Genomic DNA, 23768 nt, shown 5'->3' on the forward strand with positions numbered 1-23768 from the left:
ACGCATTTTTCGCCAACACCACGGAGACAATCCAATGACCACGTATCGCAATCTTGGCCGCAGCGGAATCAAAGTGTCACCGCTGTGCCTCGGCACCATGATGTTCGGCGGCCAGACCGACGAGCAAACCGCGCGGCGCATCACTGACAAGGCCTTCGAGCAAGGCGTCAATTTCATCGATACCGCCGACGGCTACGCCGGAGGCGCTTCCGAGCAGGTCGTCGGCCGGCTGATCGCAGAACGCCGCTACAGTTGGGTGCTTGCCACCAAGATCGCGAGCCCGCGCGGCGACGGTCCGAACGATCGAGGCGCATCGCGCAAATACATTATCGAAGCAGTGGATCGCAGTTTGAAACGGCTCGGCGGCGGGTATATCGACTTGTTGTATCTGCATCGCGAGGATCATGACACGCCGATCGTGGAAACCGTCCGTGCGCTCGACGACCTGATTCGCGCCGGCAAGATCCGTCATTACGGGCTGTCGAACCATCGTGCATGGAAGATCGCCGAATTCAGCCGCACCGCCGACGCTCTCGGCGTAGACCGGCCGATTGCGTCGCAGCCGCTTTATAACCTCGCGAACCGTCAAGTCGAAATCGAACAGCTCGAAGCAGCTGATTATTACGGCCTCGGCGTCGTTCCCTACAGCCCGCTTGCGCGTGGTGTGCTAACAGCGAAGTATCAACCGGATCAGGCCCCGGAAGCCGGTACCCGCGCCGGCCGCCAGGACAAACGCCTGCAACAGACGGAATGGCGTCCCGAATCGCTGACGCTCGCGCAGCAGGTCAAGCGTCACGCCGAGGAGCGCGGCATCACGCCAGGGCAGTTCGCGCTTGCATGGGTGTTGAACAACAAGCTGATTACGGCGGCCATCACCGGGCCGCGCACCGAAGCGCAATGGGACGATTATTTGCCCGCGATCGAGTACCGCTTTACTGCGGAGGACGAAGCGTTCGTGGATTCGCTGGTGACCCCGGGTCATGCATCCACGCCAGGCTTCAACGATCCCGGTCACCCGTTCTTCGGCCGTCAACCGAGAACGACGGCAAGCGAGAAACCCGCGTCGCGATGACTTCGGATATCAGCACGCGCCTCATATATTTACGACGAATGCTTCGTATGCGCGGGCATCGTGACTCACTAAGATCGAAATCCAGGGTGCATCGCCCAGGCCCCGAGAGCGAAGCGTTGCCCTCTTCGCTTCGACCCCACATCCTATGGATACGCCATGACCCATTCGACCGGCACACAAGCTGTCAAACGTCTCTGGTACACGCGTTGTCCCGCGCCCACGCCGTTTGGCATCGCCATCCAGCAGGGATGGTTGCAGGACGAGTTCGCCGCCGATGGCATCGACATCAAGGCGTTGCAGGATTCAAGCGATCCCGTGATCCGGCAATCTCACTTCACGCATTCACAAGCGCATTCGTTTCGGCAGGGCGGCAACATCCCTGCGCTCTGGGCGCGCGCGCAAGGTGCGGACACGCGGGTGATCGGCTTGTCGTGGGTGGATGAGTTCCAGGGCCTGATCGCGCTTCCATCCACGGGAATAGAGGACCCGGCCAACTTGCGCGGACGACGCTTCGGCCTGCCGCGCAACACGCGTGCGAAGGTGATCGATTTTCATCGTGCGACTGCGCTGCGCGGCTTTGTCTCGCTCCTCGGCGCGGTCGGCCTGACGCTCGACGATGTGCAGCTCGTCGATCTTCCCACCGCGCCACGTGGTCTCGCCGATGAACCCCCGGTAGGCGATGCGGGCGCAGCGCGATTGCTCGCCACCGAACGCGGCCAGGAATTCAGTTTCGAAGCCCTGGCGCTGGTGCGCGACGAAGTCGACGTGGTGTTCGTCAAGGGTGCGAGCGGACTTGAAGCGGCGAATCTGATTGGCGCCCGCGCAATTGTCGACCTGAGCGACCAGCCGGACCGGCTTGCGCATGCCAACAATGGCACGCCGCGCCCCTTGACGGTCGATGCAGCCCTGCTACGCGAGCGCCCCGATCTTGTCGCCCGTGTCCTGTCACGCGCAATAGAAGCGGGCGAATGGGCGAGCGTGCATCCGCAGGCCGCGGTCGCTTATGTGGCGCGCGAGACGCGTTCGGCCGAACATTGGGCGCGTCACGCTTACGGCGCGCAACTTGGATCGCAATTGCAGATCGGCCTCGATCGCGACGCAATCGCAGCGCTCGATGACTTCAAGCATTTCCTCTTCAAGCACGAATTCATCAAGCAAGACTTCGACATCGCGAGCTGGATCGACCCTGTCCCGCTCGCCGCCGCCCGCGCGTTGCTGGCGGAGCGGCGCCTGAAAGTCCCAGCATAAGCAACCGGTTCACTTCACGCACCAGGATTTCCCCGATGAGATTTGCCTTGCCGCCACGGCGGTTCCTTGTTGCCTACGCGGCATTGCTGATCGCTGGTTCGCCGATGTTCGCAAACGCCGCCGATGCTGCATCGCCAACGCGCGGCGGCACGCTGAACTTCGTGGTCGATCCCGAGCCGCCTACGCTCGTAGACCTGACCAATACCGCTGTTCCCACGCTCAAGGTCAGCGCGAAAGTCACCGAAGGCCTGCTTACTTATGACTTCGCGTTGCGTCCAGGGCCACAACTCGCCACGTCCTGGTCGGTGAGTCCGGACGGACTGCAATATACGTTCAACTTGCGGCACGGCGTAAAGTGGCACGACGGACAAGACTTCACGTCAGCCGATGTCGCCTACTCCATCGAGTTGCTCAAGCGGGTGCATCCGCGTGGCAAGAGCACCTTTGCGAACGTGACGCAAATCAAAACGCCCGATGCATTCACGGCGATTCTCGTGCTGTCCAAGCCGTCGCCTTTTCTCATCAAGGCGTTTTCGGCGAGTGAATCGCCGATCGTGCCCAAGCACGTCTATGAGGGAACCGACCCGTTTTCAAACCAGAACAACAACGCGCCGATTGGCACGGGACCATTCAAGTTCGTGAAATGGGTGCGTGGAAGCTACATTGAATACGATCGCAATCCGGACTACTGGGACAAGCCGAAGCGCTATCTCGACAAGATCATCGTCAAGCTGATTCCGGATGCGCCGGCCCGATCCATTGCGTTCGAAACCGGCTCGGCCGATCTAGGCGGCAACACGCCCGTTCCACTTTCCGACATCGCGCGGTTGAAGCAGAACCCGAAGCTCGGCATCGAAACACGGGGTTATGAATTCGAGGCGGGCGTCGTGCGTGTCGAATTCAATCTTGGCAATCGCTACCTCAAGGTACCGGCGGTGCGTCAAGCGATCGCTGAGGCAATCGATCGCAACGTGATTGCAAAGACGATCTACTACGGCTACGCAAGCGTGCTCAGCAGCCCGATCATTCCCGAAAGCCCGTATCACGACGCAACGCCCACACCGTATCCCTTCGACGTAATCAAGGCCAACGCCTTGCTCGATTCGGCGGGCCTTACGCGCAACAGCGATGGCGTTCGTTTTACGATCATCATCGACCCGCTTCCGATCAGCGATATCCCCCAACGCACCGCTGCCTACCTGCGCTCCTCACTCGCAAAGATCGGCATCGCGGTGACGATCCGCAATCAGGATTTGCCGTCCTATCTGCGACGCGTTTATTCGGACCGCGACTTCGATATCGCCGTCAACGGCATGAGCAATCTCTTCGATCCAACGGTTGGCGTGCAGCGCCTTTACTGGTCGCAAAGCATTCGCAAAGGCGTGCCGTTCACAAATGCGTCCGGCTATAGCAATCCGGAAGTGGACCGTTTGCTCGAACAAGCCGCGGTCGAACCCGACGAGGCAAAGCGCGTGCAACTGTTCAAGCAGTTCCAGCAGATCGTCGAACGCGATTTACCAGACATTAACCTCGTCGAGCAAAAGCAGGTGACCGTCTACAACAAACGGGTACACGATCACACCACATCGCCCGATGGTCTCGATTCGAATTTCGCCAACGTGTACCTGAGTCCCTGAACCGGAACCTACGGCATGACTTCCTCTCATCTGAAGCGCGTGGCGCTGCGCCTGCGCCGCACCGGGGCGCAGGCCATACCAACGATCATCGCGGTCGTGGTGCTCAATTTCGCGCTACTGCAACTCGTGCCCGGCGACGCCGCTGATGTACTTGCGGGAGAATCCGGCTCGGCCACCGCCGAGACCATGGCCATGATGCGTCACCACTTCGGTCTCGACCTGACCTTGTGGCAACAGCTTCTCGCGTATCTGAATCACCTTGCACACTTCAGCCTGGGCTTCTCCCCGCGCTTCAACACGCCGGTGATGACGCTGATCATGAGCCGCCTGCCCAATACGCTGATACTCATGGTCAGCGCGCTCGTGTTCGCGATCGTGGCCGGCATGATCATTGGCGTGGCGATGGCGAACTGGGTCGGCAAATGGCCGGACCGAATCCTGTCCTTTTTTGCGCTGCTGCTTTATTCGATGCCCGGTTTCTGGCTCGCGCTGATGGCGATCGTGTTGTTCTCGGTAAAGCTCGGATGGCTGCCAAGCGGCGGCGACATGACGCTCGGTGTCAACCTGACTGGCTGGAACTGGCTGGCGGACCGGGTCAGTCATGCCGTGCTGCCGGCACTCGCGCTGGCGAGCTTCTTTGTCGCGATCTATGCGCGCCTGACGCGCGTTGCGATGCTCGAAGTCCAGCGGCAGGACTACGTCCGCACAGCGCACGCTAAAGGACTCCATCCGCTTTTTGTGACCGTGCGCCATGTGCTGCGCAACGCGCTCCTTCCCATCACAACGGTGGCCGGCATGCATCTCGGTAATCTGCTGGGCGGGGCCGCCGTGATCGAAACCGTCTTCAGCTGGCCGGGCCTCGGGCGGCTCGCACTGGAAGCTGTTCAGGGCCGCGACTACAACGTGCTGCTCGGCGTGCTGCTGCTTTCGTCGATGCTCGTGATCGTCGCCAATGTACTGGTGGATCTGTTGCACGCATGGCTCGACCCGCGCATCGCGCTTCATTGAAAAAGCCCCCTATGTCATCCAATCATTCGTCTCTCGAACAAGCCGAAAGCGCCCCCGTGCATTCCGGTGCCAACCGGATCTTGCGGGATACCGTCGCAACGCCCGAAGCCAGCAGCGCGCGCCGTTCGGTCCTGAGCGCGTGGCTTCTGCGTTTCAGCCGCAAGCGGCGCGAGCCGGTGCCGGGACAATCGGAAGCGCTTGGATGGCCAGTGCTCAAAGCGCTCGCGCGCAATCCCGCGGCAATGAGCGGCGCCGTGTTGTTGCTCGCTCTGGTCCTGCTCGCATTTTTCGCAGGCACTCTCTTCCCCGGCGATCCGCTCGATATCGTCGCGCAGCCCATGCTTACGCCCGGACAAGACCCGCAATACTGGCTCGGCACGGACTCCCTGGGACGCAATGTGCTTGCGGAGCTGGCGCACGGCAGCCGGGCGTCGCTCGCGATCGGCGTCACGGCCGCGCTGATCGGCGTGGTGATCGGCACGCTGGTCGGCGCGCTCGCCGGATACTTCGGCGGCTGGGTCGACGACATCCTCATGCGCGTGACAGAACTGTTCCAGACCACGCCGTCGTTCCTGTTCGTGATCGTGATCGTATCGATAGGACACCCCTCCATGACCGTCATCTCGCTCGCGATCGGCGTCACGTCGTGGCCCACCATCACGCGCCTGGTGCGGGCGGAATTCCGCTCGCTCGCGCAGAGCGACTTCGTGATGGCTGCGCGCAGCCTCGGCTTCGGCCATGCGCGCATCATCTGGCGCGAGATGCTGCCCAATGCGCTGCCGCCAATCATCGTGACCACTTCCGTAATGGTCGCCACCGCGATCCTGATGGAGTCCGCGCTGTCGTTCCTTGGCATGGGGGACCCGAACGTGGTGAGCTGGGGCAGCATGATTGGTGACGGCCGTGAAATGCTGCGCACGGCGTGGTACCTGACCGCACTGCCGGGAGGGGCGCTCGTCCTGACCGTACTCGCGCTGAACCTGCTTGGCGACGGTCTCAACGACGCCCTCAACCCGCGCCTCGCCGAGCGTTCCTCATGAAATCGATACTCGAAGTCGACCGTCTCGCCGTACGTTTCGGCGCACAGCATGCAGTAAGAAACCTGAGTTTCAAGGTGCACGAGAACGAGATGCTCGCGCTCGTGGGTGAATCCGGATGCGGGAAGTCCACCACGGCGCTGGCTGTCATGCGGCTGCTGCCATCGAGCGCCACGCTGGAAGGCAAGATCGAGTTCGAAGGGAGGGATCTCGTTGGCCTCTCGAAGCAGACCATGCGCTCGATCCGCGGGAACGCGATCTCCATGATCTTCCAGGAGCCGATGACAAGCCTGAACCCGGTCATGACCGTCGGCCAGCAGATTGTCGAAGTGCTGCGGCGGCACGAGCCGCTCTCGGCTGGCGCCGCATGGCAACGTGCCGTCGAGTTGCTCGATCTGGTCAGGCTGCCGGAACCGGCGAGCCGCGCGAACGATTATCCGCACAACCTCTCGGGCGGCCAGCGCCAGCGCGTGATGATCGCAATGGCCGTGGCGTGCCGTCCACGGCTGCTGATTGCCGATGAACCCACCACCGCGCTCGACGTCACCATCCAGGCGCAGATCCTGCAATTGCTGGATTCGCTGCGCCGCGATCTTTCAATGGCCGTGCTGCTCATCACGCATGACCTCGGCGTGGTCGGGCAGTATGCAAACCGGGTCGCGGTCATGTATAGCGGCGAAACGGTGGAGGATGGCACGACCCAGCGCATTTTCACCCACCCGCGTCACCCGTACACCAAGGGATTGCTAGGGGCGTCGCTCACGCTCGACCAGAACCTGCATTACCGCACGCGCCGTCTCACCGAGATTCGCAGTCACATCGATACTGACACCGGCCTGCGCGACTTTTCGCTCAGCGACGAACGCATTGCAAGCGCACCCAACATCGTGTTCACGCGCAGTCCGTATGTCAGGCCGCCCGCGGCCGACAAGCGGCCGCCGCTCTTGAGCGTGCGCGACCTGGTGACGAGCTACCCCGGCAAAGGCAATGCAGTAGACGGCGTGTCCTTCGATGTCGGGCACGACGAAACCGTTGGCCTGGTCGGAGAATCGGGATGCGGAAAATCCACGCTGTCACGGACCATCCTGCGGCTGATTCCATCGGCGAGCGGCACGATCAATCTCGACGACCAGGACATCACGCATCTTGGCGGCAGCAAGCTGCGCGCGATTCGCCCGAAGATCCAGATGATCTTTCAGGACCCGTATGCATCGCTGAATCCGCGTCAGCGGGTGCTCGACATTCTCGACGCCGCGCTGATCGTTCATGGCGTCAGCGACAAACACGAACGCCGCCGGCATATTGCGGACATCACCGATCGCGTCGGGCTTGCATCGAAATCTCTGCAACGTTTTGCGCACGAGTTTTCGGGCGGACAGCGCCAGCGCATAGGCATTGCGCGCGCACTCGTGTTGCAGCCGAAGCTCGTGATTTGCGACGAACCCGTGTCCGCACTCGATGTCTCCATCCGCGCGCAAGTGCTGAATCTGCTTGTCGAACTGAAGCAGTCGCTCGGGCTTTCATATCTGTTCATCTCGCACGATTTGTCCGTGGTGCGGTATATCGCCGATCGCGTTCTGGTGATGAACAGCGGCAAGATTGTCGAGTCGGGAGATCATGAAAGCATCTGGTCGCGTCCCGCGCATGCCTACACACGCAGTCTGATCGATGCGGTGCCCAAACCGGCGTTCGCGCGGCGCGTGAATGATAAAACCGCGCCGTTCCAAGACGACGTGGACCTGCCTTTTTCGTTTTATCGATTTGCGATTTGAACCTTTGAGCAAATGCATGATTGCCGATAGCTCCGTTCGCGCGTCATATCTTCACAGCGAGAAACATCATCAACAATTATCGTTTCGTATTCCTATATTAAGTTGCTAATGTTGACATCGCGGATGGAGCAAGACGGTCCGCGACTGACTCATTCGAATCAACTCACGGACGCGCCCTCAAACCGCGTCATACCCGATGAACGCCATAGCCCTTTCCCATCCAAGCGACCTGCTCGTCAAGTCCTCGCAAATGAGCGAACGCTGGTGGGCGCGTCCCGGCGCGGTCGTATCGGTCGCGCTGCATGTTGCCGCCGCAGTTGCGCTGATTGCAGTGTCGGGACATCGCGATGAACCCAAGCCCGTCGATCACGCCATCCAGTTGGTGCTGGCGCCGCCCGAACCGCCCAAGGCGATCGTGCCACCGCCGCCCGTTCCGCCGCCTCCGAAGGCGCCGCCAGTGAAGCTCCAGCCGCCGAAGCCGGCGCCGGTGCAACGTCCAACGCCTGTCGCAAGACGTCTGACAGTGCCGACGACAGCGGAGAAAGCAGAGGTTGCCGCGCCGCCGGCACCGCCTGTGGATAACACGGCCAAGACGACCGCCGAACCGGTAGCGCCGCCCGCGCCTCCCGCACGGCCGGCGCCGCAAAACATCGGCATGGAAGGGATTCCGACGGACTACGTAAACCAGGTCTATGCCCGCATCAACAGCAGCGCGGCGGGTCACTATCCGCGCGCCGCGAAGATGCGTCATCTGGAAGGACGGATTGCTTACAAGATCACGCTCAGCCCCGAAGGCAAGCTGTTGAAGCTCGATCTGCAGTCATCGGGGGAAAGCGTTCTCGACGATGCAGCCGGAGAAGCCATCCGTGCCGCGGCGCCCTTTCCTCATCTGCCCGATCTGGGCGGCTCGTCATATCAGCTTACCGGTGCAATCGTCTACAAGTTCGGCGATTGATCGTCAGGCGTTGCCTTATTACTCTTTTATTGCGGAGTCGCAAACATGAACGCAGCAAATCTCGCGGCGCATCTGTCGCCGTGGCATCTCTTCATCAACGCGGATGTAGTGGTCAAGGCCATCATGGTGTTTCTCGCGTTGGCGTCCGTCAGCAGCTGGGCTGTCATCGCCGAAAAAATTTCCCGGTTTCGCAGCCTGCGCCGGCGTGCGGCTGTCTGGCTCGATCTGCTTGGCAGCGGCCGTTCACTCGTCAAACTCTCGGCTTCCGTGCAGCAGCATCCGAAGGATCCGTTCTCGCGTATCTACGCCGCCGTGCTCGGGGAGTGGCGCCAGACGCATGACCAGAACCTGCAATCGACGCACCGGGGCGCCGACGGGCTCAAGGAGCGTGTAAATCGTGTGGCGGGGATTGCGACGAACATCGAAATCGGCAAGTTGCAGCGTGGCTTGTCCATCCTTGCCACCGTGGGTTCCGTGTCTCCGTTCGTGGGGTTGTTCGGCACGGTATGGGGCATCATGAATTCGTTCCAGGGGATTGCGGCATCGAACAATACGAGTCTGTCAGTCGTGGCGCCAGGGATTGCCGAAGCGCTGTTTGCAACGGCGCTCGGGCTCGTGGCGGCCATCCCTGCCGTGATCGCGTACAACCGGGCATCGGGCGATCTGAACGACTATGCAAGCACGCTGAGCACGCTTACCGGAATCGTGGAAGTGCAACTGTCGCGTCAAATCGATGCAGGCGATGCAACCGTCGACGCCGCGGACAGCGATACCCGTTCGAGGCAGGACAAGCAGCATGACAAGGGCCTGCAGACGGCGAGCAGCGCGGACGTGCGGTCCATCGCTACTCAGGGAGCCTGATCATGGCCGTGAAGTTATCGAACAACAGGGGCATTGGAGGCGGCGTGCCGCCGGTCAGCGAGATCAACGTGACGCCGCTCGTCGATGTAATGCTCGTATTGCTTATCGTGTTCATGGTTGCCGCGCCGCTCATGGCATCCGGGGTGAAAGTGGATCTGCCCACCAGCAACGCGAAGCCTTTGACGGAAGAGAAACCGCCGATCGCGGTGAGTTTGAACGCAGCGGGCAAGCTGTATGTGGACAAGACCGAAGTCACGAATGCGACGCTGGTCGGTGCGCTGTCCACTGCCACGGAAGGAGACAAGGCGCGGCGCATCAATATTCGCGGCGACAAGGGGCTGGCCTACGGCAAGGTGATCGAAACGATGGGCGAGATCAACAACGCGGGGTTCTCGAAGATTGCGCTCGTTTCGGAACCTCCGCAGAACAATTGAGCGGTTGCCGGACTGGCGGCGGGATGAAGCGGTCCCGACCGCCAAACCATTATTTCCAATTCATGCAGCGCGGGAAAATTCGATATCCTTCGCCAGCTCCTGAGCTAACTCAAGCGGCTCGCGCAAGAACCACTGCTCATAGTCAAAGTCCGCCACAAGAAAACCTTCCCGCAAAAGAAACGCCTTCTGCTGGCGCAAACCCTCCACGTAGATGTCCGAAAGCGACGGCGTGAACTGCCGGTGAAGATGCGGACCAAATCCTCGCCGCACAGCATCGACCGTGCTTCCCGTTTCCGCGGCAATGGCCCCGACCACTTCGTCGGGATGCTCCAAAGCCCACTGCGCAGTCCGCAACAACACCGCCAGATAACGCGCGACCACATCCGGATACTCCAGAGCGAGCGTTCTGTCCACCGTGATTGGCCGCGGCGTGCCGGCGTTGACCCGCACCAGGGGATCCGGATTGACATTGATGTCGAAGATCGGCCGCAGGCCACCCTCGGCGATCAGCGTCGCGCTGACCGCCCCTTTCGCATAAATCGCATCGACGGCGCGATCGAGCAGCGCAGCCGCCGTGACGTGGGTCCGGCGTGGTGCGTTCGCGTCCTGCTCACGCAGGTCGAAACCATCCGCAGGGATATCGACCAAATCCACTTGTTCGCGTGTAAGCCCGCCCAGCTCTAGCGCCGTGAGAAGACCGCGCAGGTCCTGCGCGCGGCCGACATCCACGATCGGCGTCGCATGCAGCGGCAATCCGAGCCGGCGTCCCTTCAGGCCAGCCAGATCCCGGATGTCGCTGTCGTCGCGCACGAGAATCAGTTGCTCCTCGTCGACCCACGTGATGCCGACCACGGCCGTGTCACGGCCATTCGCTCTTGCCCAGATAGGTGGCACATTTCCGCCTTCCCGAAACATGCCTGGATGCGTGTGATCGAAATGCGAATTGCGGACAGCTTGATCATCGGCTGCGCGAATCGATTTGAGCGCAATACCCTTGCTCTCGAATTCACGATGCAACCAGCGGAAATGCTGCGCAATACCCGATGTAGTCGGCACCGGGCAGCGCGTGTACCACAACTCCGAGATTGAATTCTGACTCATGGTTTTACCCTCGTTTTGAAGCATTGCACGAAACGGATTAGATGAACTGCAAGCGTCACGCAGGTTTTTTATCGAGCGCGATGTTTGCGAAGTTGGCGTAGAGCGCCTGGTTGCCACCGAAGTTCAGCACCTCGCGGCGGGCGAGCGTGACAACATGCGGCGAGATCAGCGGAATCCGCGCCACATCCGTCTGCACCTTTTGCTGGAAGCGGTTATAAATGTCCTTGCGCTTAACCGGATCAATCTCCGCCTGACCGGTTTCCAGCAACTGGTCGACTTCCGGGCTGTTGTAATCGGCCGCGTTCGAGAACGCCACCCCCGGTTTGAAATTCTTCGACCAATAGAAGCGCTGCGTGCCGATGGCCGGATCGGGTCCGGCGTTGGCTGAATAAAAGATGGTGTCGAAATCGCGCCGCGTGTAGACGCGGTTCACGAATTCCCCGAAGTCCGATGAGCGGATGTTCAGGCGCACGCCAATCTTTTGCAGGTTGCTGCGAAGATGCTGCGCGATAGGCGCAAGCGGGCCGGTCGGCGCGGGGTCGTTGGTGAGGGTGAGCCGCACGCCCTTTGCATCGCGCTTCAGACCGGCTGCATCGAGCAGCGCTTCGGCCTTCGCGAGATCGAGCGGGTACGTGGGTACGTCAGCGGTGAAGAATGCAGGAAAGGCCTTTGGAATGGGCGCTTCAACTTTATCCGCGTAGCCCAGCCAGATATTCTTAACGATGAAATCGCGATCGAACGCGTGCGCAAATGCCTGCCGCACGCGAGGGTCACGAAACTGCGGACGGTCGAGATTGAATTCGAACGCGGCAGTACCCGTGATATAGGTCGAGGGATAATCCTTCACCACGATCTCCGGATTGCGCGACAGCCGCACGATGTCGGTCAGCGCCACACCGTAGTTATCGGCAAGATGCACTTCGCCGGTTTCCAGTGCGCTCGCGCCGCCGCTTCTGTCTGCAATGAATCTGAACAGCACCTTGTCCACGTATGGACGCGGCGCGTCCCAGTAATCCGGATTGCGTTCGAGCAACACGTAGTTGCCCTGTTCCCACTTCACGAATTTGAACGGACCGTTTCCAATGGGCGCATTGTTCAACGGATTCGAAAGCACGTCGCGACCGGAATAAAGATGTTGCGGCAGGATTTGCGCTTCCACCGAAGACATCAGCGCGCTCAAAAGATATGGCGCCGGCTTGCTGAGCCGAAGGGTTGCCGTCAGTGCATCGGGTGTATCGACTGCAATGACGTTGGCAAAGGTCGTGCGTCCGCGGCTATGGTATTTCTTCCATATCTCCAGCACCGAATACGCAACGTCCTTCGACGTAAAAGGCTGGCCGTCGTGCCATCTCACGTTGGGCCGCAAGTGAAACGTCAGCGACAGGCCATCCTTCGCGGCTTCCCATCGTGTGGCGAGTTGCGGCTTCGGATTGAATTGTTCGTCGAAGGTAAGGAGGCCGTCGAAGATCTTTCCGGAGACCAGCTGCGCGGTTCCTGCCGAAGTGATGGCGCTCGTGAGGCCGCTGGTGGCTTCCGGTCCGGAGCCTATGACAAGCGTACCGCCGCGCGGCAACGACTGCGCCGCTCTTGCACTCAGCGGCAACGAGAGATCGGTTGCCATGCCGGCGAGTGCGGCGTATCCAAGAAAACTTCTGCGACTGACAGCCATGATCGGGTCCCGGGAGAATTCATATCCCGACGATGGTACTGACCCGCGACACCGGGAATAACCAATTATTTAGGTTATCTATATTATTTCCCGGATAGTCTTCCAAGTCGTGATGATAGCGCTGCGCCAGCGAATGCCAGCGAGGCTCAAGCTGCCGGAAAGTCAAGAAGACGAAGGTATTGCGCACGCGCAAGCAAGCCGAGCAACTGGCGCAGATCCACGCTGCGAACAGACGGAAACTCACGTTCCACCTCCGTAAAAGTGAACTCCGAATTGCGCTCATCCAGCCATCGAATGACGCGCTCAAGCGACGCAGGCGCATCGGTTTCAAGTGTGGTCCGGGTTACCCAGTCGCGGTCCCATGCGGTGACCGTCAGCCCCATTGCGATACGGTTTCTTGGTGCAGTCTGCACACGCGAGGTCGGGATGCGCCTGAAGCGCGATGATTGATCGATTGCAGCGGCTCGTTCCTCCGTCGACCGAGGCATCAAGTCCAGAGCACGCAGCCGGCTCAAGCTGTCCGGCAACGCGGCGAGCAATTGTGCAGCGGCGTCATGCGCCGCAGTGGCGCCCGCGTGATCGTCGCGCGAACCATATAAGGGCGCGCGCCACCCCGCATGCTGCAGCAGCAGACCATTCAACTGTTGCTGCAGGGTATCGAGTAAGGTCGGCGGCCGAAGCACGATACTGATTGAATAGGAATCTTGGGTTGCCTCGGTCTTGTGCCATGTGCCGCGCGGCAGAAAAATAACTGAGCCAGGGGTCATTGGGACGGCGTCGAAAGCAACCCGCGACGCGTCGGGAAATGCCTCGCGCGTTTGCGCATACATGTCGTCCGACGCCGCCATGCCAGGGCCGAATTGCGAGCCGTACGGCTGCGGGATTTCGCCCATGCGCGCAACGTGGAAGGTCTTGCTGCCTTCCATCTGGATCGAGATGACTTCCTCGGCGTCGTAATGACATGCGACGCCGTCATCGTAAGGCGACGAGAAAGCCGTCAGACGCGCGCTTCCCTGTGCAATACCGAGTTCTGTTTCCAGCTCGCGCAGAAAAGCATGGCCGCCGACTGCATATGGCGCGATGTCGCGCAAATACACCGTCAGGCCCGACTGGCGAAGATTGAATGCGTTCGCATTGGCATCGAATACCTGGGGAAAACGCAGGCCGCGCCCGAACGCAATAGGCCCGCGATAAGCACGCGACAACGCACCGAAGTTGGCGAGTTGCGGCTGCCTGAGCACCTCGGGCAAGCGATCCAGCGTGCCATGTGTAGCCGCGGCATCGGCGGGCACGATGCCGCGACGAAAGCTGTCCGCAAGTTCCGGCGACAAGAGCCGGTCGAGATGTCGCGTGGACAGCGATTCAGGCATCGCGTTCGTCCGCGTGTGTTGCGACGACTGCATCAAGGCGTGAGCGGCGGACCAGGCTGAGTTCGACAACCGTGTCGCGCAGCAGCAAGGTGCTACGGGCCGGTTCGATAAGGATGCCGTCGTGCATCGGCGTAGTGCAGGCGGTAGTTACCACGCCGTCGATTCGCATCGCGCACACATTGCACAGGCCGCGCCGGCAGGACAGTGAGAACGCAAGCGCGGGATCCACAGCGCGCTGCAGGTATTGCAATGCGCTCGATACGCTTACGCCCGACCAATCGCTCGCGCCAATGCCGGCTTCTTCCGGACGCGGCAGGACGTAGGTGCTGGCGGTGTCGTCGCCGGGCGTACGGTGGAGATGGATGACCATTGTCATCGTTGCGTTTTCTTCTTTCATGCGGGAGCGAGAAACGGATGTAGAACGGGTTCCGTTCGATGAACCAGCGCGTTCGAATCCGCCTTCCGTGAGATCAGCCCATGCTCAAGCACGTTCGTCGCAGGCTGTGCTTTTCCATCGTGCCGGCGATGCGCACCGAGCGAGTCCTTGCGCGCGAGCGCGGACAGCAGCGCGCTTTCAATCACGGGCAGCGCCGACACGCATTCAAGGGCGTCGCTCCAGTCGCGATTCCAGCCTGGATCGCGATTACGGCACGCGAGCCGTGACACGTCATCGCGGGATATCGTGCACAGTTCTTCCAGCGCCTTCGCGAGTCCCGCTCCGTCGCGAACAGCACCGAGCGCAGCGTCGACGAGCTGACCCAGCCGACGCTTCATATCGAAAGGCGCGATGCCGTCTGCCCGTTCGAAGGGCGCCTTGATCCGCGCCTGAACTGAACGCCACTGTTCTTGATCGACGAGCGCCGCCGCCTCACCGGAGCGGCCGCGTGCCAGCGCTGCGGCAGAACGCCCCGCAGCTTTGCCCTGCACCAGTACCTGCGCACCTGCGTTGCCAGACAGACGGTTACCGCCATGAACACCGCCGGTCGCTTCGCCGCACGCATACAAGTTTGGCACGCCGGTTGATCCCTCGGCATCGACACGAATGCCGCCCAGCGAGAAATGCGCCGCTGGCGCAACCTCGATTGCGTGTCCCGCGCGAATGCGTTCGACTAGCGGCGTCATGTCGAAACCTTCCCAGCGCCAGTCCGCGGAAAACGAGCGCGACCATTGCGGGAAGTTGTCGACGATATCCCGTGGCAGATGTGCCCACGACAGATACACGCCGCCGTTCGGACTGCCACGTCCTTCGAACACCTCGGCGGCGCTCGCCGCAGCGACGATATCGCGGGTAGCCAGTTCCATGCGCTCAGGGTCCCAGCGGGCCATGAACCGCTCGCCATAACGGTTGAGCAGCCATGCGCGCACGCCGCTTTGCGGGCCGAGGATCCACGGAAATTGCAGGCCGCGCCACATTTCCGGAGCAACGAGACAGCATGGCAGGAATTGCAGCATCTCCATCTCGATCAACTCGGCGCCGGCTGCGAGCGCCATCGCGTGGCCGTCGCCGGACAGCTCCTCGGGAGCCGTACGCAAGCTCCAGTTGGACGTGGCGCCGCCGGTTGCAATCACAATCGCGCGTGCATGCAGCGCTTCGACTACACCCGAGCGTCTGTCGAGACCCGCAACGCCGACCACGGCGCCATCGCGCGTCAGGAGATCGGTCGATTGAAAGTCTTCCCGAAAACGAACGCCGGCATGCAAGGCGGCCGTGGTGACAACGCGTTGCATCGATGGTCCCGGGATGCGCACACCGCGTCCGCTGCTATGTCCTGGCGCATGCTTCGGAGCACTGACTTTAGCGCCATCTGCAATCAGCCGGCGCAGTTCGTCGCCGACGCCTTCCACCATAGCCGCGACCAGCCGCTGGTCGCTCAGGAAAGAGCCCGAGCGGATGGTATCGGCGAAGAAAAGTTCGTCGGTGTCGTCGGGGTTGGCGTCGAAGCCGAGGCCGATCGCCGTGCGTCCCGACACCGATACACCGCCGCCCGACGTGATAGTCGCACCGCTACGGCCGACCAGGCTCTTGTTGACCACAAGCACGCTCGCGCCCGCCGCGCGCGCATGCCAGGCGGCAACCAGTCCGGCTGCGCCGCTGCCAATCACGATGACATCCCAGGAGTCCATGCCGAGTTTCCCGCTGCTGAATATGGCCGGCCAAACGCCGGCCGCGAACAGTAAAGCACTTCATGAAACTCAAGCAAAGCAAGCAATCAAGATATCTAAATCACGAGCAAGGCGGACTGCGGCTTTAAACGATTGCAGTACCAATCATAACGATCCCGCAATCCCTTCGTTGAGTCGGTCGCCCGTTCGCTCTTACTCTATGCGGGCTCTATCGTCATCGCTGTAACCGGACTTACGCCGTGCGCTTCGCGCAACGGACATCGCATTCAGCGCGATCGCATCTTCCATTCGCGTTCGAACGTCGTTCAAGACAACTTGACAAGGGATCACCATGAGCATTCGACACATTCATCGCGCGACGCTGCAAACCTGGTTGACGGAAAGTGGTCTTGGCAGCGGCGAGGAACTCGCGTTGCTGGATCTGCGATCAGTGGAAGCGTTCGCCAAGGGACACCCGCTTTTCGCGACCAACCTGCCGGCCGAAAATCTGGAACGCGATGCACTGCGCTTCGTTCCACGCAAATCGGTACGGCTCGTGCTCGTTGACAACGGCGACGGTGCAGCCGCGAAAGGCGCAGCTGTACTGGAAGGCCTTGGTTATACCGACATCAATGTACTCACCGGCGGGATTCCGGCGTGGACGGCAGACGGCGTCAACGGACTGCCTACCTTCGACATCCCTGGCATCATTTTTACGGAAAGCGTGCGCGATCTGCGCGGCACGCCTTCAATCGAAGCCGCGCAGCTCAAGAAACTGTACGACGCAAAGGAGGATGTCATCGTTATCGATACCCGGACCCGCGAGGAGTTTGCACGCGGTCACGTACCGGGCGCGGTGAACGCGCCGGGCGAGGAGATCTTGTATCGGTTTCTCGATCAGGTTCCCAACCCGGACACGTTTGTAGTGGTGTCGTGCGCGGGCCTTCCGCGAGCGATCATAGGCGCACAGACGCTCATCGATGCACACGTGCCCAACCGCGTCGCTTTCCTCGAGGATGGCACGGCCGGCTGGACACGTGCAACGCTCGAACTGGCCACTGGCGGTGAAAAGCGCGGGTCCGCCAGTGCTGCTGCAACTGCCTTCGGCGTAAAGCACGCGCACGAACTTGCCAAGCGTGCGCGCGTCAGGACCGTGGACCAGCAAAGCGTTGCAGATTGGCTCGCCGACACCACGAAGCGCACGACTTACCTGCTCGATATCCGTTCCACAGAGGAATACGAAGCCGGCCACGTTCCAGGCTCCATCTCGGCGCCGGGAGGCCAGTTGCTCGCCGTGTCCCATCGTACGGTTGCGACCCGTGGTGCGCGCCTCGTGCTGATCGACGATGACGGTACGCGCGCCGTCACGAGCGCCTACTGGTTACAGCAGCGCGGATGGGAAGTTCATCTGTTGGAGAATGCGTTGACAAGTGCGGGCGCCGCACCTGCTGCACGAGTGCCGGAACTGTTGAACTCATGAGCGGCCCTCAGCCAACACCGGCGCGCAGCTATATGCATATTTCCATTGCTTCGTTGTAGTTGCCGGTCCTGCGTTCTATTGTTGCGCGACCTTTGATCTAGCGCATCGCGGCGGGTCTCGACGCTACGCCAGTCCAGCACGCGATGCGCGACCACTTCCGGACGCCTGGCAATGAATGATTCGAAACAACTTGGACGCAGGACTTTTATCGCCGCATTGGGCGCAACCATGGCGGGCATCGCCTTGCCGTCGTGGGCCAAATACCAGCCGGATCAATTCAGGATCGGTTATCAGAAAGCCGCCAGCACGCTGGTACTTCTGAAGGCGCATGGCGCGCTGGAAAAGCGTCTTGCACCGCTGGGCGTCAAGGTGACATGGAACGAATTTCCCGCAGGACCGCAATTGCTCGAAGGGCTCAATGTGGGCGCAATCGACTTCGGCTATGTGGGCGAAGCGCCGCCGGTGTTCGCGCAGGCAGCCGGTGCCGATTTTGTCTATACCGCCTACGAGATTCCCACGCCGCATGCCGAGGGCGTGGTCGTTGCGCAGGATTCGCCCATCAAGAGCGTCGCGGATCTGAAGGGCAAGAAAGTAGCGTTCAACAAAGGCTCGGACGTGCACTGGTTTATCGTAGCGTTGCTGCGCAAGCACGGCCTCGACTTTCCGGATATTCAGCCGGTCTATCTCGCGCCCGCTGACGCCCGCGCCGCGCTGGAACAGCACGCCGTCGATGCGTGGGCGATCTGGGACCCGTTTCTCGCCGCCGTGCAAGGACAAAGCAAGGCACGTCTCATAGCCGATGCCGAAGGCGTTGCGAGCCATCACCAGTTCTTCCTGAGTCAGCGCGAGTTTGCGGAAAAACGCAAGGACGTGATCGCGATCGCCCTGGAAGAAGTTGGCAAGGAAGGACAATGGGTGAAAGGCAACGTTTCCGCTGCGGCGGCGCAGCTTGCGCCCATTCAAGGACTGGATGCCGGGATCATCGAGGCAGGCCTGCGCCACTACGCGCACGTCTATAAACCAATCGATGACACCGTGCTCGCCGAACAGCAAAAAATCGCCGATACCTTCTTCGAATTGAAGCTGATTCCCCGCAAGATCGTGACGAAGCAAGCGGTGCTGGCGTAAGCAAGACGCCACCGGCGTGCGACCGGAAAGACGCACGCCATCCCCTTCAATCCACGCTCAAGCATTCCCGGCCAGTGCACGTTCCACGGCCGTGCCCTTGAAGAAATCGGGATTGGCCTGTGTGTAAAGCCGATAAGGATTATCGAAAACGAAGGCCTTGAAATCCGTTTCGCTGATCACGCCCTGCTCCACGAGATGCCAGCTCTCCGCCAGCGCCTCGGTCAGATCCGGCACGTCCCAGTGCCCCACATCCGACGAATAGATCGCGTTGATCTTTGCACCAAGGGGATTCGCGCGATCATTGAACGCGGCCGCGACCGTCCTGTCGTCCGACTCGGAGCCGAAATAGAAATTGTCGACCCAGCGCGCGCGGATGTCTTCGACCTTCTCGATACCCGCAGCAGCAAAGTCTTCGAGTTCGTGCTCGGCGGGACGACCCGCATCGCTTAGATACGACGCGCCGAGCGTGTCGCGGACGATCGACTCCTCATCCAGCCGCTGACCCTTGGTGAGGCCGCCGCCATAGCGTTCGAACAATTCGAGCAGCAGCTTGCGATTGATTTCGCGCGGATCGTAATGCCGCAGCCCTTCGCGGCTGCGCTTCGAAAAGCGATCGGCAAGATGAATATAGACATTCGCGCCCCATGCGGCGCCGCCCTCGAGCAGAGCCACACGCAGCGCCGGAAAACGGCGCGTCACCCCGCCGAAAAACAGCGCTTTCGCAAACGCTTCCGACGCGTCCGCGAAATGTCCAATGTGGTTGTACATGTAGTTGCTGATCGAAGAACGTCCGGTCCAGCCCTGACTGCCATAGTGCGTAGTCACTGGAACTCCGAGTTCCACGACTCTCGCCCAGAACGGGTCGTAGTCGTATTGGCTGTCGATGCCGTAGAAATCGACGTAAGACGCGTGCCTGGCGATGTCGGGATATTGCGCTGGAGGATATTTCTCGGCGAGCGCACGAATCGGGCGGCGCACGCCGCCGCTGATGTTGATTACCTTGAGCCCCAACGTCTTGACCGCGAACTCAAGCTCTTCTATCCCCTCTTGCGGTGTATGCAGCGGAATGCCGGCGACCGGAGTCAAGTGGTCGGCGAACGGCCTGTACAGGTCGGCGTGGTAGTGGTTGATCGCTCGCTGCAACGCCTGGCGGTCGTCGCCCGCAGCCAGCGCCGCAAGGGCGTTATTGGGAAACAGCACCGAGTAGTCCGAACCCTGCTCGGCCTGACGCTCATAAAGCAATGCAGGAAGATGGTAGGTCGCCACATCAAGCGTGTTACGCGTGACGCGCGCCCACCAAGGCAACCTGATCGTGCGATGCTGCTGGCGCTCCTCCGGGGATTGCTCGTACCAGTCCCGCCCATCGCGCAACGTCGCATTGCGACGCGCTCCCGATGCACGCCGCAACGCATCCACCAGGCCAACGCCGCCGTAATTTGCTACGTAATCCTCAAGGGCTGGTGTGTAGTCGTTGGTGTGGACGTCGGTGTCGATCACCGGGTAACCGAGTTGATGGCGAATCGCCGCTGAGGGCGAAGCCTGGAGGGCGGCAGTACGGTCGTTCATGGGGCGCTCCGAAATAATTGATCCGGCGTTTGTCGAATGACATGGGCGGAGCGTCGACCGCTTCATAAGCAGCGCGCCCCGCAAACGATAGCCTTGAATTCAGCGTCTACATTACCGAAGATTTGCGTCCGCGCAGACGCGCATCGATCTAACAAATTTCGATACCAATATGACTCCGCGCAGGGTACGTATATGCGTTTTGCAGACAACGTGGATGCGAAATGAAAGCATGCGCGTAAGGGTCCGTTAATCTTCGCGATGTCGCATCCGAACGGAAGCGAATCCTAGTATGTGGTTTCGCTGCGCCGCGTCTTGCATCTGTTTAGCGAAAAGACCTAATCTTGGTCCACAACATCGGGACCGGGTCGGCTACGAACTGGTTGCCACTAGTTAGGAAACCAAAGTAGTAGGAGACGACCATGACAATGCGTTCATTTGGCCTAGTACAAGTTCTACTTGCTCTCGTCTTGCTGGCGAGTTGCGGAGGCAACAGTTCGGATGGAGGCGCAGTTTCTTCCGGCACTCCGGATGCGGGCGTCGCAAAAGCTACCGTACGCTATGCGTTGCCTCCCATGGGATGGAACTCGTGGAATACGTTTGCGTGCAAGGTCAACGAAACCGTCATCAAGTCCGTTGCGGACACGATCGCCGCAAGCGGCATGGCCGCAGCCGGTTATCAATACGTGACGCAAGACGATTGCTGGGTCGGCGGACGCGATCCCGCCACCGGTCAGCTCTACGCCAATCCGACCACGTTCCCAAGCGGCATCAAGGCGCTGGCCGACTATGTCCATAGCAAGGGATTGAAGTTCGGCCTCTACACGTCCGGCGGCGCCAACACCTGCGCCGCGCTTGCACACGGCACACGTCCGCCGACCTATCCGCAAGGAGTGGGCGCCGGAAGCCTGGGCCACGAAAGTGTCGATGCCGCGACCTTCGCAAGCTGGGGCGTGGACTACATCAAGCTCGACTATTGCGGCGGCAATCTAAGCGCATTCCCGGCCATGCGCGCCGGCATCGCCGCGACCGGCCGGCCGATGTACCTCAGCATCAACCCCTACAGCGCGAACCAGACCCTGCCGACCAACTTCGCCTCGGACGGCAGCTTGTACGTGCCCGCATACGCCGATACCTCTCGCATCTCGCAGGACATCACAAATACGTTTGCTTCGGTGACATCGATCATCGATATCAGCGCAAAAGACGCGTCGTGGACAATTCCTGGTTACTTCAATGACATGGACATGCTGGAAGTCGGCCGCGGCATGACGCCGGATCAGGACACGGCGCACTTCGCGATGTGGTCAATGATGTCGAGCCCGCTCAACGCCGGCAACGATGTCCGCAGCCAGAGCGCAAGCACGCTCGCATTGCTAACCAATGCCGGGGCGATCTCGGTGAGTCAGGATGCGCTGGCCTTGCAAGCGGTGCCAGATGCCGCCGATAGTTCCGCTACGCTGCAAGTCTGGACCAAGCCGTTGCAAACAAGCGGCACGCGCGCCGTAGCCATTCTCAATCGCGGATCGGCTGCTGCCACTGCCACAGTCAACTTTGCCAACCTCGCGTTGAGCGGGCCGGTACAAGTGACGAATCTTTTAACAGGAGAGGTATTGTCACCGGGTGTATCGGCGGGAAGTTTCAGTGCGAGCGTGCCCGCAACCGGCGTGGTTCTGTTGAAGCTGACAGGTACCGACCCGCTCGCGCTCAACGCCCCGCTCGCGCTTCAGAACTGGATCTGGGCAAGCACGCAGTCCGGTCAGGTCGCGGCCAAGGTGTGGCCGAGCAACGATGCCTTGCCGGTCGGCGCGGCCGCGGCGGCTTCGGTCATCGTCAATGGAACGTCGTATCGCGACGGCCTGACAGTGAACGCGCCGGCGCAGATGGTTTATCGTCTCGGCGGGCACTGCAGTTCGTTCCAGAGCGATATCGGCCTGGACGCCGCAGCGAAAGGCGCGGGGACCGTGGACTTCCAGGTCTGGGCCGACAACGTCATGCTCTATGACAGCGGCGTCATCAATGGATCGTCTCCGACAAAAACCGTGCATGTGAGCCTGAACGGCTATCAGACTCTTCGGCTGGTCGTGACCGATGCACAAGACGGTGTCGCCAACGACGTGGCCGATTGGGCTGACCCCACGCTTGTTTGCGGGTCGTAAAAGGACAGGCCGATCACCGCCGGTAATTGGCGCGATGTGGCCGAGGTCGTATCGAAGCGTGGCGTCGACTTCTCATCATACATATCTACGATATGCGCAAGTATTGCGATTTGCCGCCATGCGCGAAACGATCGGTGCAAGCTTCATGTGATCAACACCTCGGCTGATCCAAATCAAATAGCGCGTTTTCGTCCCGATCGAAAATCTTGCGACGGCACTCGCATTCGATGCCGCGACAAGATACGGGGCACATTTTGAACAAGTATTTATCGGTCGCAATCCCGCTGGTCTTCTCGATCCTTTCCACCACGACGGTGACTGCAAACGCGGATCAGGGCGATATCCTCGCCCGGGTCAGAGCGATCAGCATCCAGCCCGATGTATCGGCGGGCGGCGCATTGGGCATCCTCGGAACAGGCGTCAAGAATGCCGTGGTTCCCGAACTGGATTTTGTTTATATGGTGCGTCCGAGCATTGGGCTGGAGCTCATTCTTGCAACCTCGCGCCATCAGGTGACATCGAATGCAGGCGCGCTTGGCGGCGTCAATGTGCTGCCTCCAACGCTGTTGCTTCAGTATTACTTCAATGCAGCAGGCAAGGTACGTCCTTATGTGGGCGCGGGCCTGAACTACACGCTCTTCTATAACAACGGGTTGCATGCGGGCGATACACCCGTCTCGATCAAGAACTCGAGCTTCGGGCCAGCTCTTCAGATCGGCATGGACGTGCAGGTAGCACGCAATCTGTTCGTGAATGCCGACATCAAGAAGATCTGGATGCGCACCGATGCGTCCGCTGGAGGCGCATCGCTCGGGTCGCTGAAGATCGACCCACTGGTAGCGGGTATGGGTGTTGGCATGCGTTTTTGATTCAACGATGGATCAAAAAGAAAGCATCGGCTCAATGAACTGCAGATAGCGGTTCTCGCGTGGCCGATGTTGTTTTTTCTATATGTGATGCAGCGAACAGAACTGTGGGGAGGAGTGAAGCATTAAGGAGTGGCGAATATTTTCTCGGACCGATGCGATGGACGAGAACTCTTGGAAAGCAGGATTCAAAGCGGGCCGTCTCGGGCACTCTCTGGACGCATGCCCCGACTATGCGGACGCTGAATTCTGGAACTGGTATTGCGGGTTCATCAGCGGACGGTCAAAGCCTTTACGCCTTGTCG

At 60.6% G+C, this 23768-nt stretch carries 19 protein-coding genes; 13 read left to right on the forward strand and 6 right to left on the reverse strand.

What is annotated here, in order from left to right:
* Positions 1-34 precede the first annotated feature (34 nt).
* From HB633_RS05305 to tolR, 9 genes are all read left to right on the forward strand, one after another.
* Positions 35-1072, forward strand: a complete 1038-nt coding sequence (locus HB633_RS05305) for an aldo/keto reductase (protein ID WP_213777037.1) — start codon at positions 35-37, stop codon at positions 1070-1072.
* 156 nt (positions 1073-1228) lie between these two features.
* Entirely contained in the window at positions 1229-2320 is a 1092-nt protein-coding gene (locus tag HB633_RS05310) for an ABC transporter substrate-binding protein (protein WP_213777038.1), read from the forward strand.
* Positions 2321-2424: 104 nt separating this feature from the next.
* Complete coding sequence (locus tag HB633_RS05315; protein WP_255580773.1) at positions 2425-3957, forward strand: ABC transporter substrate-binding protein; 1533 nt, start codon at positions 2425-2427, stop codon at positions 3955-3957.
* A 15-nt stretch (positions 3958-3972) separates the two neighbouring features.
* The gene (locus tag HB633_RS05320; RefSeq protein WP_213777041.1) at positions 3973-4965 is read left to right on the forward strand and encodes an ABC transporter permease; all 993 of its coding nucleotides are present in this window, start codon (positions 3973-3975) and stop codon (positions 4963-4965) included.
* An 11-nt stretch (positions 4966-4976) separates the two neighbouring features.
* Positions 4977-6005, forward strand: a complete 1029-nt coding sequence (locus tag HB633_RS05325; protein WP_213777042.1) for an ABC transporter permease — start codon at positions 4977-4979, stop codon at positions 6003-6005.
* Positions 6002-7774 (forward strand): ABC transporter ATP-binding protein, encoded by a 1773-nt coding sequence (locus HB633_RS05330; protein ID WP_213777043.1) that lies wholly within the window; start codon positions 6002-6004, stop codon positions 7772-7774. Before HB633_RS05325 ends, HB633_RS05330 begins: the two co-directional genes overlap by 4 nt.
* Positions 7775-7970: 196 nt before the next feature.
* Entirely contained in the window at positions 7971-8729 is a 759-nt protein-coding gene (locus HB633_RS05335) for a TonB family protein (protein WP_213777044.1), read from the forward strand.
* A 45-nt stretch (positions 8730-8774) separates the two neighbouring features.
* Positions 8775-9590, forward strand: a complete 816-nt coding sequence (tolQ, locus tag HB633_RS05340; protein WP_213777045.1) for a protein TolQ — start codon at positions 8775-8777, stop codon at positions 9588-9590.
* Between the two features lie 2 nt (positions 9591-9592).
* Positions 9593-10024: a protein TolR gene (gene tolR / locus HB633_RS05345; RefSeq protein WP_213777047.1), complete on the forward strand. Its 432-nt coding sequence runs from the start codon at positions 9593-9595 to the stop codon at positions 10022-10024.
* Between the two features lie 60 nt (positions 10025-10084).
* On the opposite strand, the gene HB633_RS05350 is transcribed toward tolR, so the two are convergent.
* From HB633_RS05350 to HB633_RS05370, 5 genes are all read right to left on the reverse strand, one after another.
* Positions 10085-11125, reverse strand: a complete 1041-nt coding sequence (locus HB633_RS05350) for an ABC transporter substrate-binding protein (protein WP_213777048.1) — start codon at positions 11123-11125, stop codon at positions 10085-10087.
* A gap of 55 nt (positions 11126-11180) precedes the next feature.
* A complete protein-coding gene (locus HB633_RS05355) occupies positions 11181-12794 on the reverse strand; it encodes an ABC transporter substrate-binding protein (protein ID WP_213777049.1) in 1614 nt (537 codons plus the stop codon).
* 146 nt (positions 12795-12940) lie between these two features.
* Entirely contained in the window at positions 12941-14164 is a 1224-nt protein-coding gene (locus tag HB633_RS05360) for a cupin domain-containing protein (RefSeq protein ID WP_213777050.1), read from the reverse strand.
* Positions 14157-14540 carry a 2Fe-2S iron-sulfur cluster-binding protein gene (locus HB633_RS05365; RefSeq protein ID WP_213777051.1) on the reverse strand — a complete coding sequence of 128 codons (384 nt, stop codon included), beginning with the start codon at positions 14538-14540 and terminating at the stop codon, positions 14157-14159. Before HB633_RS05365 ends, HB633_RS05360 begins: the two co-directional genes overlap by 8 nt.
* Before the next feature lie 17 nt (positions 14541-14557).
* Complete coding sequence (locus tag HB633_RS05370) at positions 14558-16288, reverse strand: FAD-dependent oxidoreductase (protein WP_213777052.1); 1731 nt, start codon at positions 16286-16288, stop codon at positions 14558-14560.
* A gap of 331 nt (positions 16289-16619) precedes the next feature.
* Between HB633_RS05370 and HB633_RS05375 the strand changes: the two genes are divergently transcribed.
* Together HB633_RS05375 and HB633_RS05380 are read left to right on the forward strand one after the other, a co-directional pair.
* Positions 16620-17747, forward strand: coding sequence for a rhodanese-like domain-containing protein (locus HB633_RS05375; RefSeq protein ID WP_213777054.1), 1128 nt, complete (start codon positions 16620-16622; stop codon positions 17745-17747).
* Positions 17748-17918: 171 nt separating this feature from the next.
* Positions 17919-18875 carry a sulfonate ABC transporter substrate-binding protein gene (locus HB633_RS05380; protein ID WP_213777056.1) on the forward strand — a complete coding sequence of 319 codons (957 nt, stop codon included), beginning with the start codon at positions 17919-17921 and terminating at the stop codon, positions 18873-18875.
* Positions 18876-18932: 57 nt separating this feature from the next.
* Here the strand turns inward: HB633_RS05380 and HB633_RS05385 are convergent, their stop codons facing one another.
* Positions 18933-20441, reverse strand: a complete 1509-nt coding sequence (locus HB633_RS05385; protein ID WP_213777058.1) for an amidohydrolase family protein — start codon at positions 20439-20441, stop codon at positions 18933-18935.
* A 419-nt stretch (positions 20442-20860) separates the two neighbouring features.
* On the opposite strand from HB633_RS05385, the gene HB633_RS05390 reads away from it, so the two are divergent.
* Together HB633_RS05390 and HB633_RS05395 are read left to right on the forward strand one after the other, a co-directional pair.
* Positions 20861-22597, forward strand: a complete 1737-nt coding sequence (locus HB633_RS05390; RefSeq protein ID WP_213777059.1) for an NPCBM/NEW2 domain-containing protein — start codon at positions 20861-20863, stop codon at positions 22595-22597.
* Positions 22598-22824: 227 nt separating this feature from the next.
* Positions 22825-23466 carry an OmpW family outer membrane protein gene (locus HB633_RS05395; protein WP_213777061.1) on the forward strand — a complete coding sequence of 214 codons (642 nt, stop codon included), beginning with the start codon at positions 22825-22827 and terminating at the stop codon, positions 23464-23466.
* Positions 23467-23768: the final 302 nt, after the last annotated feature.

The sequence above is a fragment of the Caballeronia sp. dw_276 genome, from assembly GCF_018449635.1.
Lineage (GTDB): Bacteria > Pseudomonadota > Gammaproteobacteria > Burkholderiales > Burkholderiaceae > Caballeronia.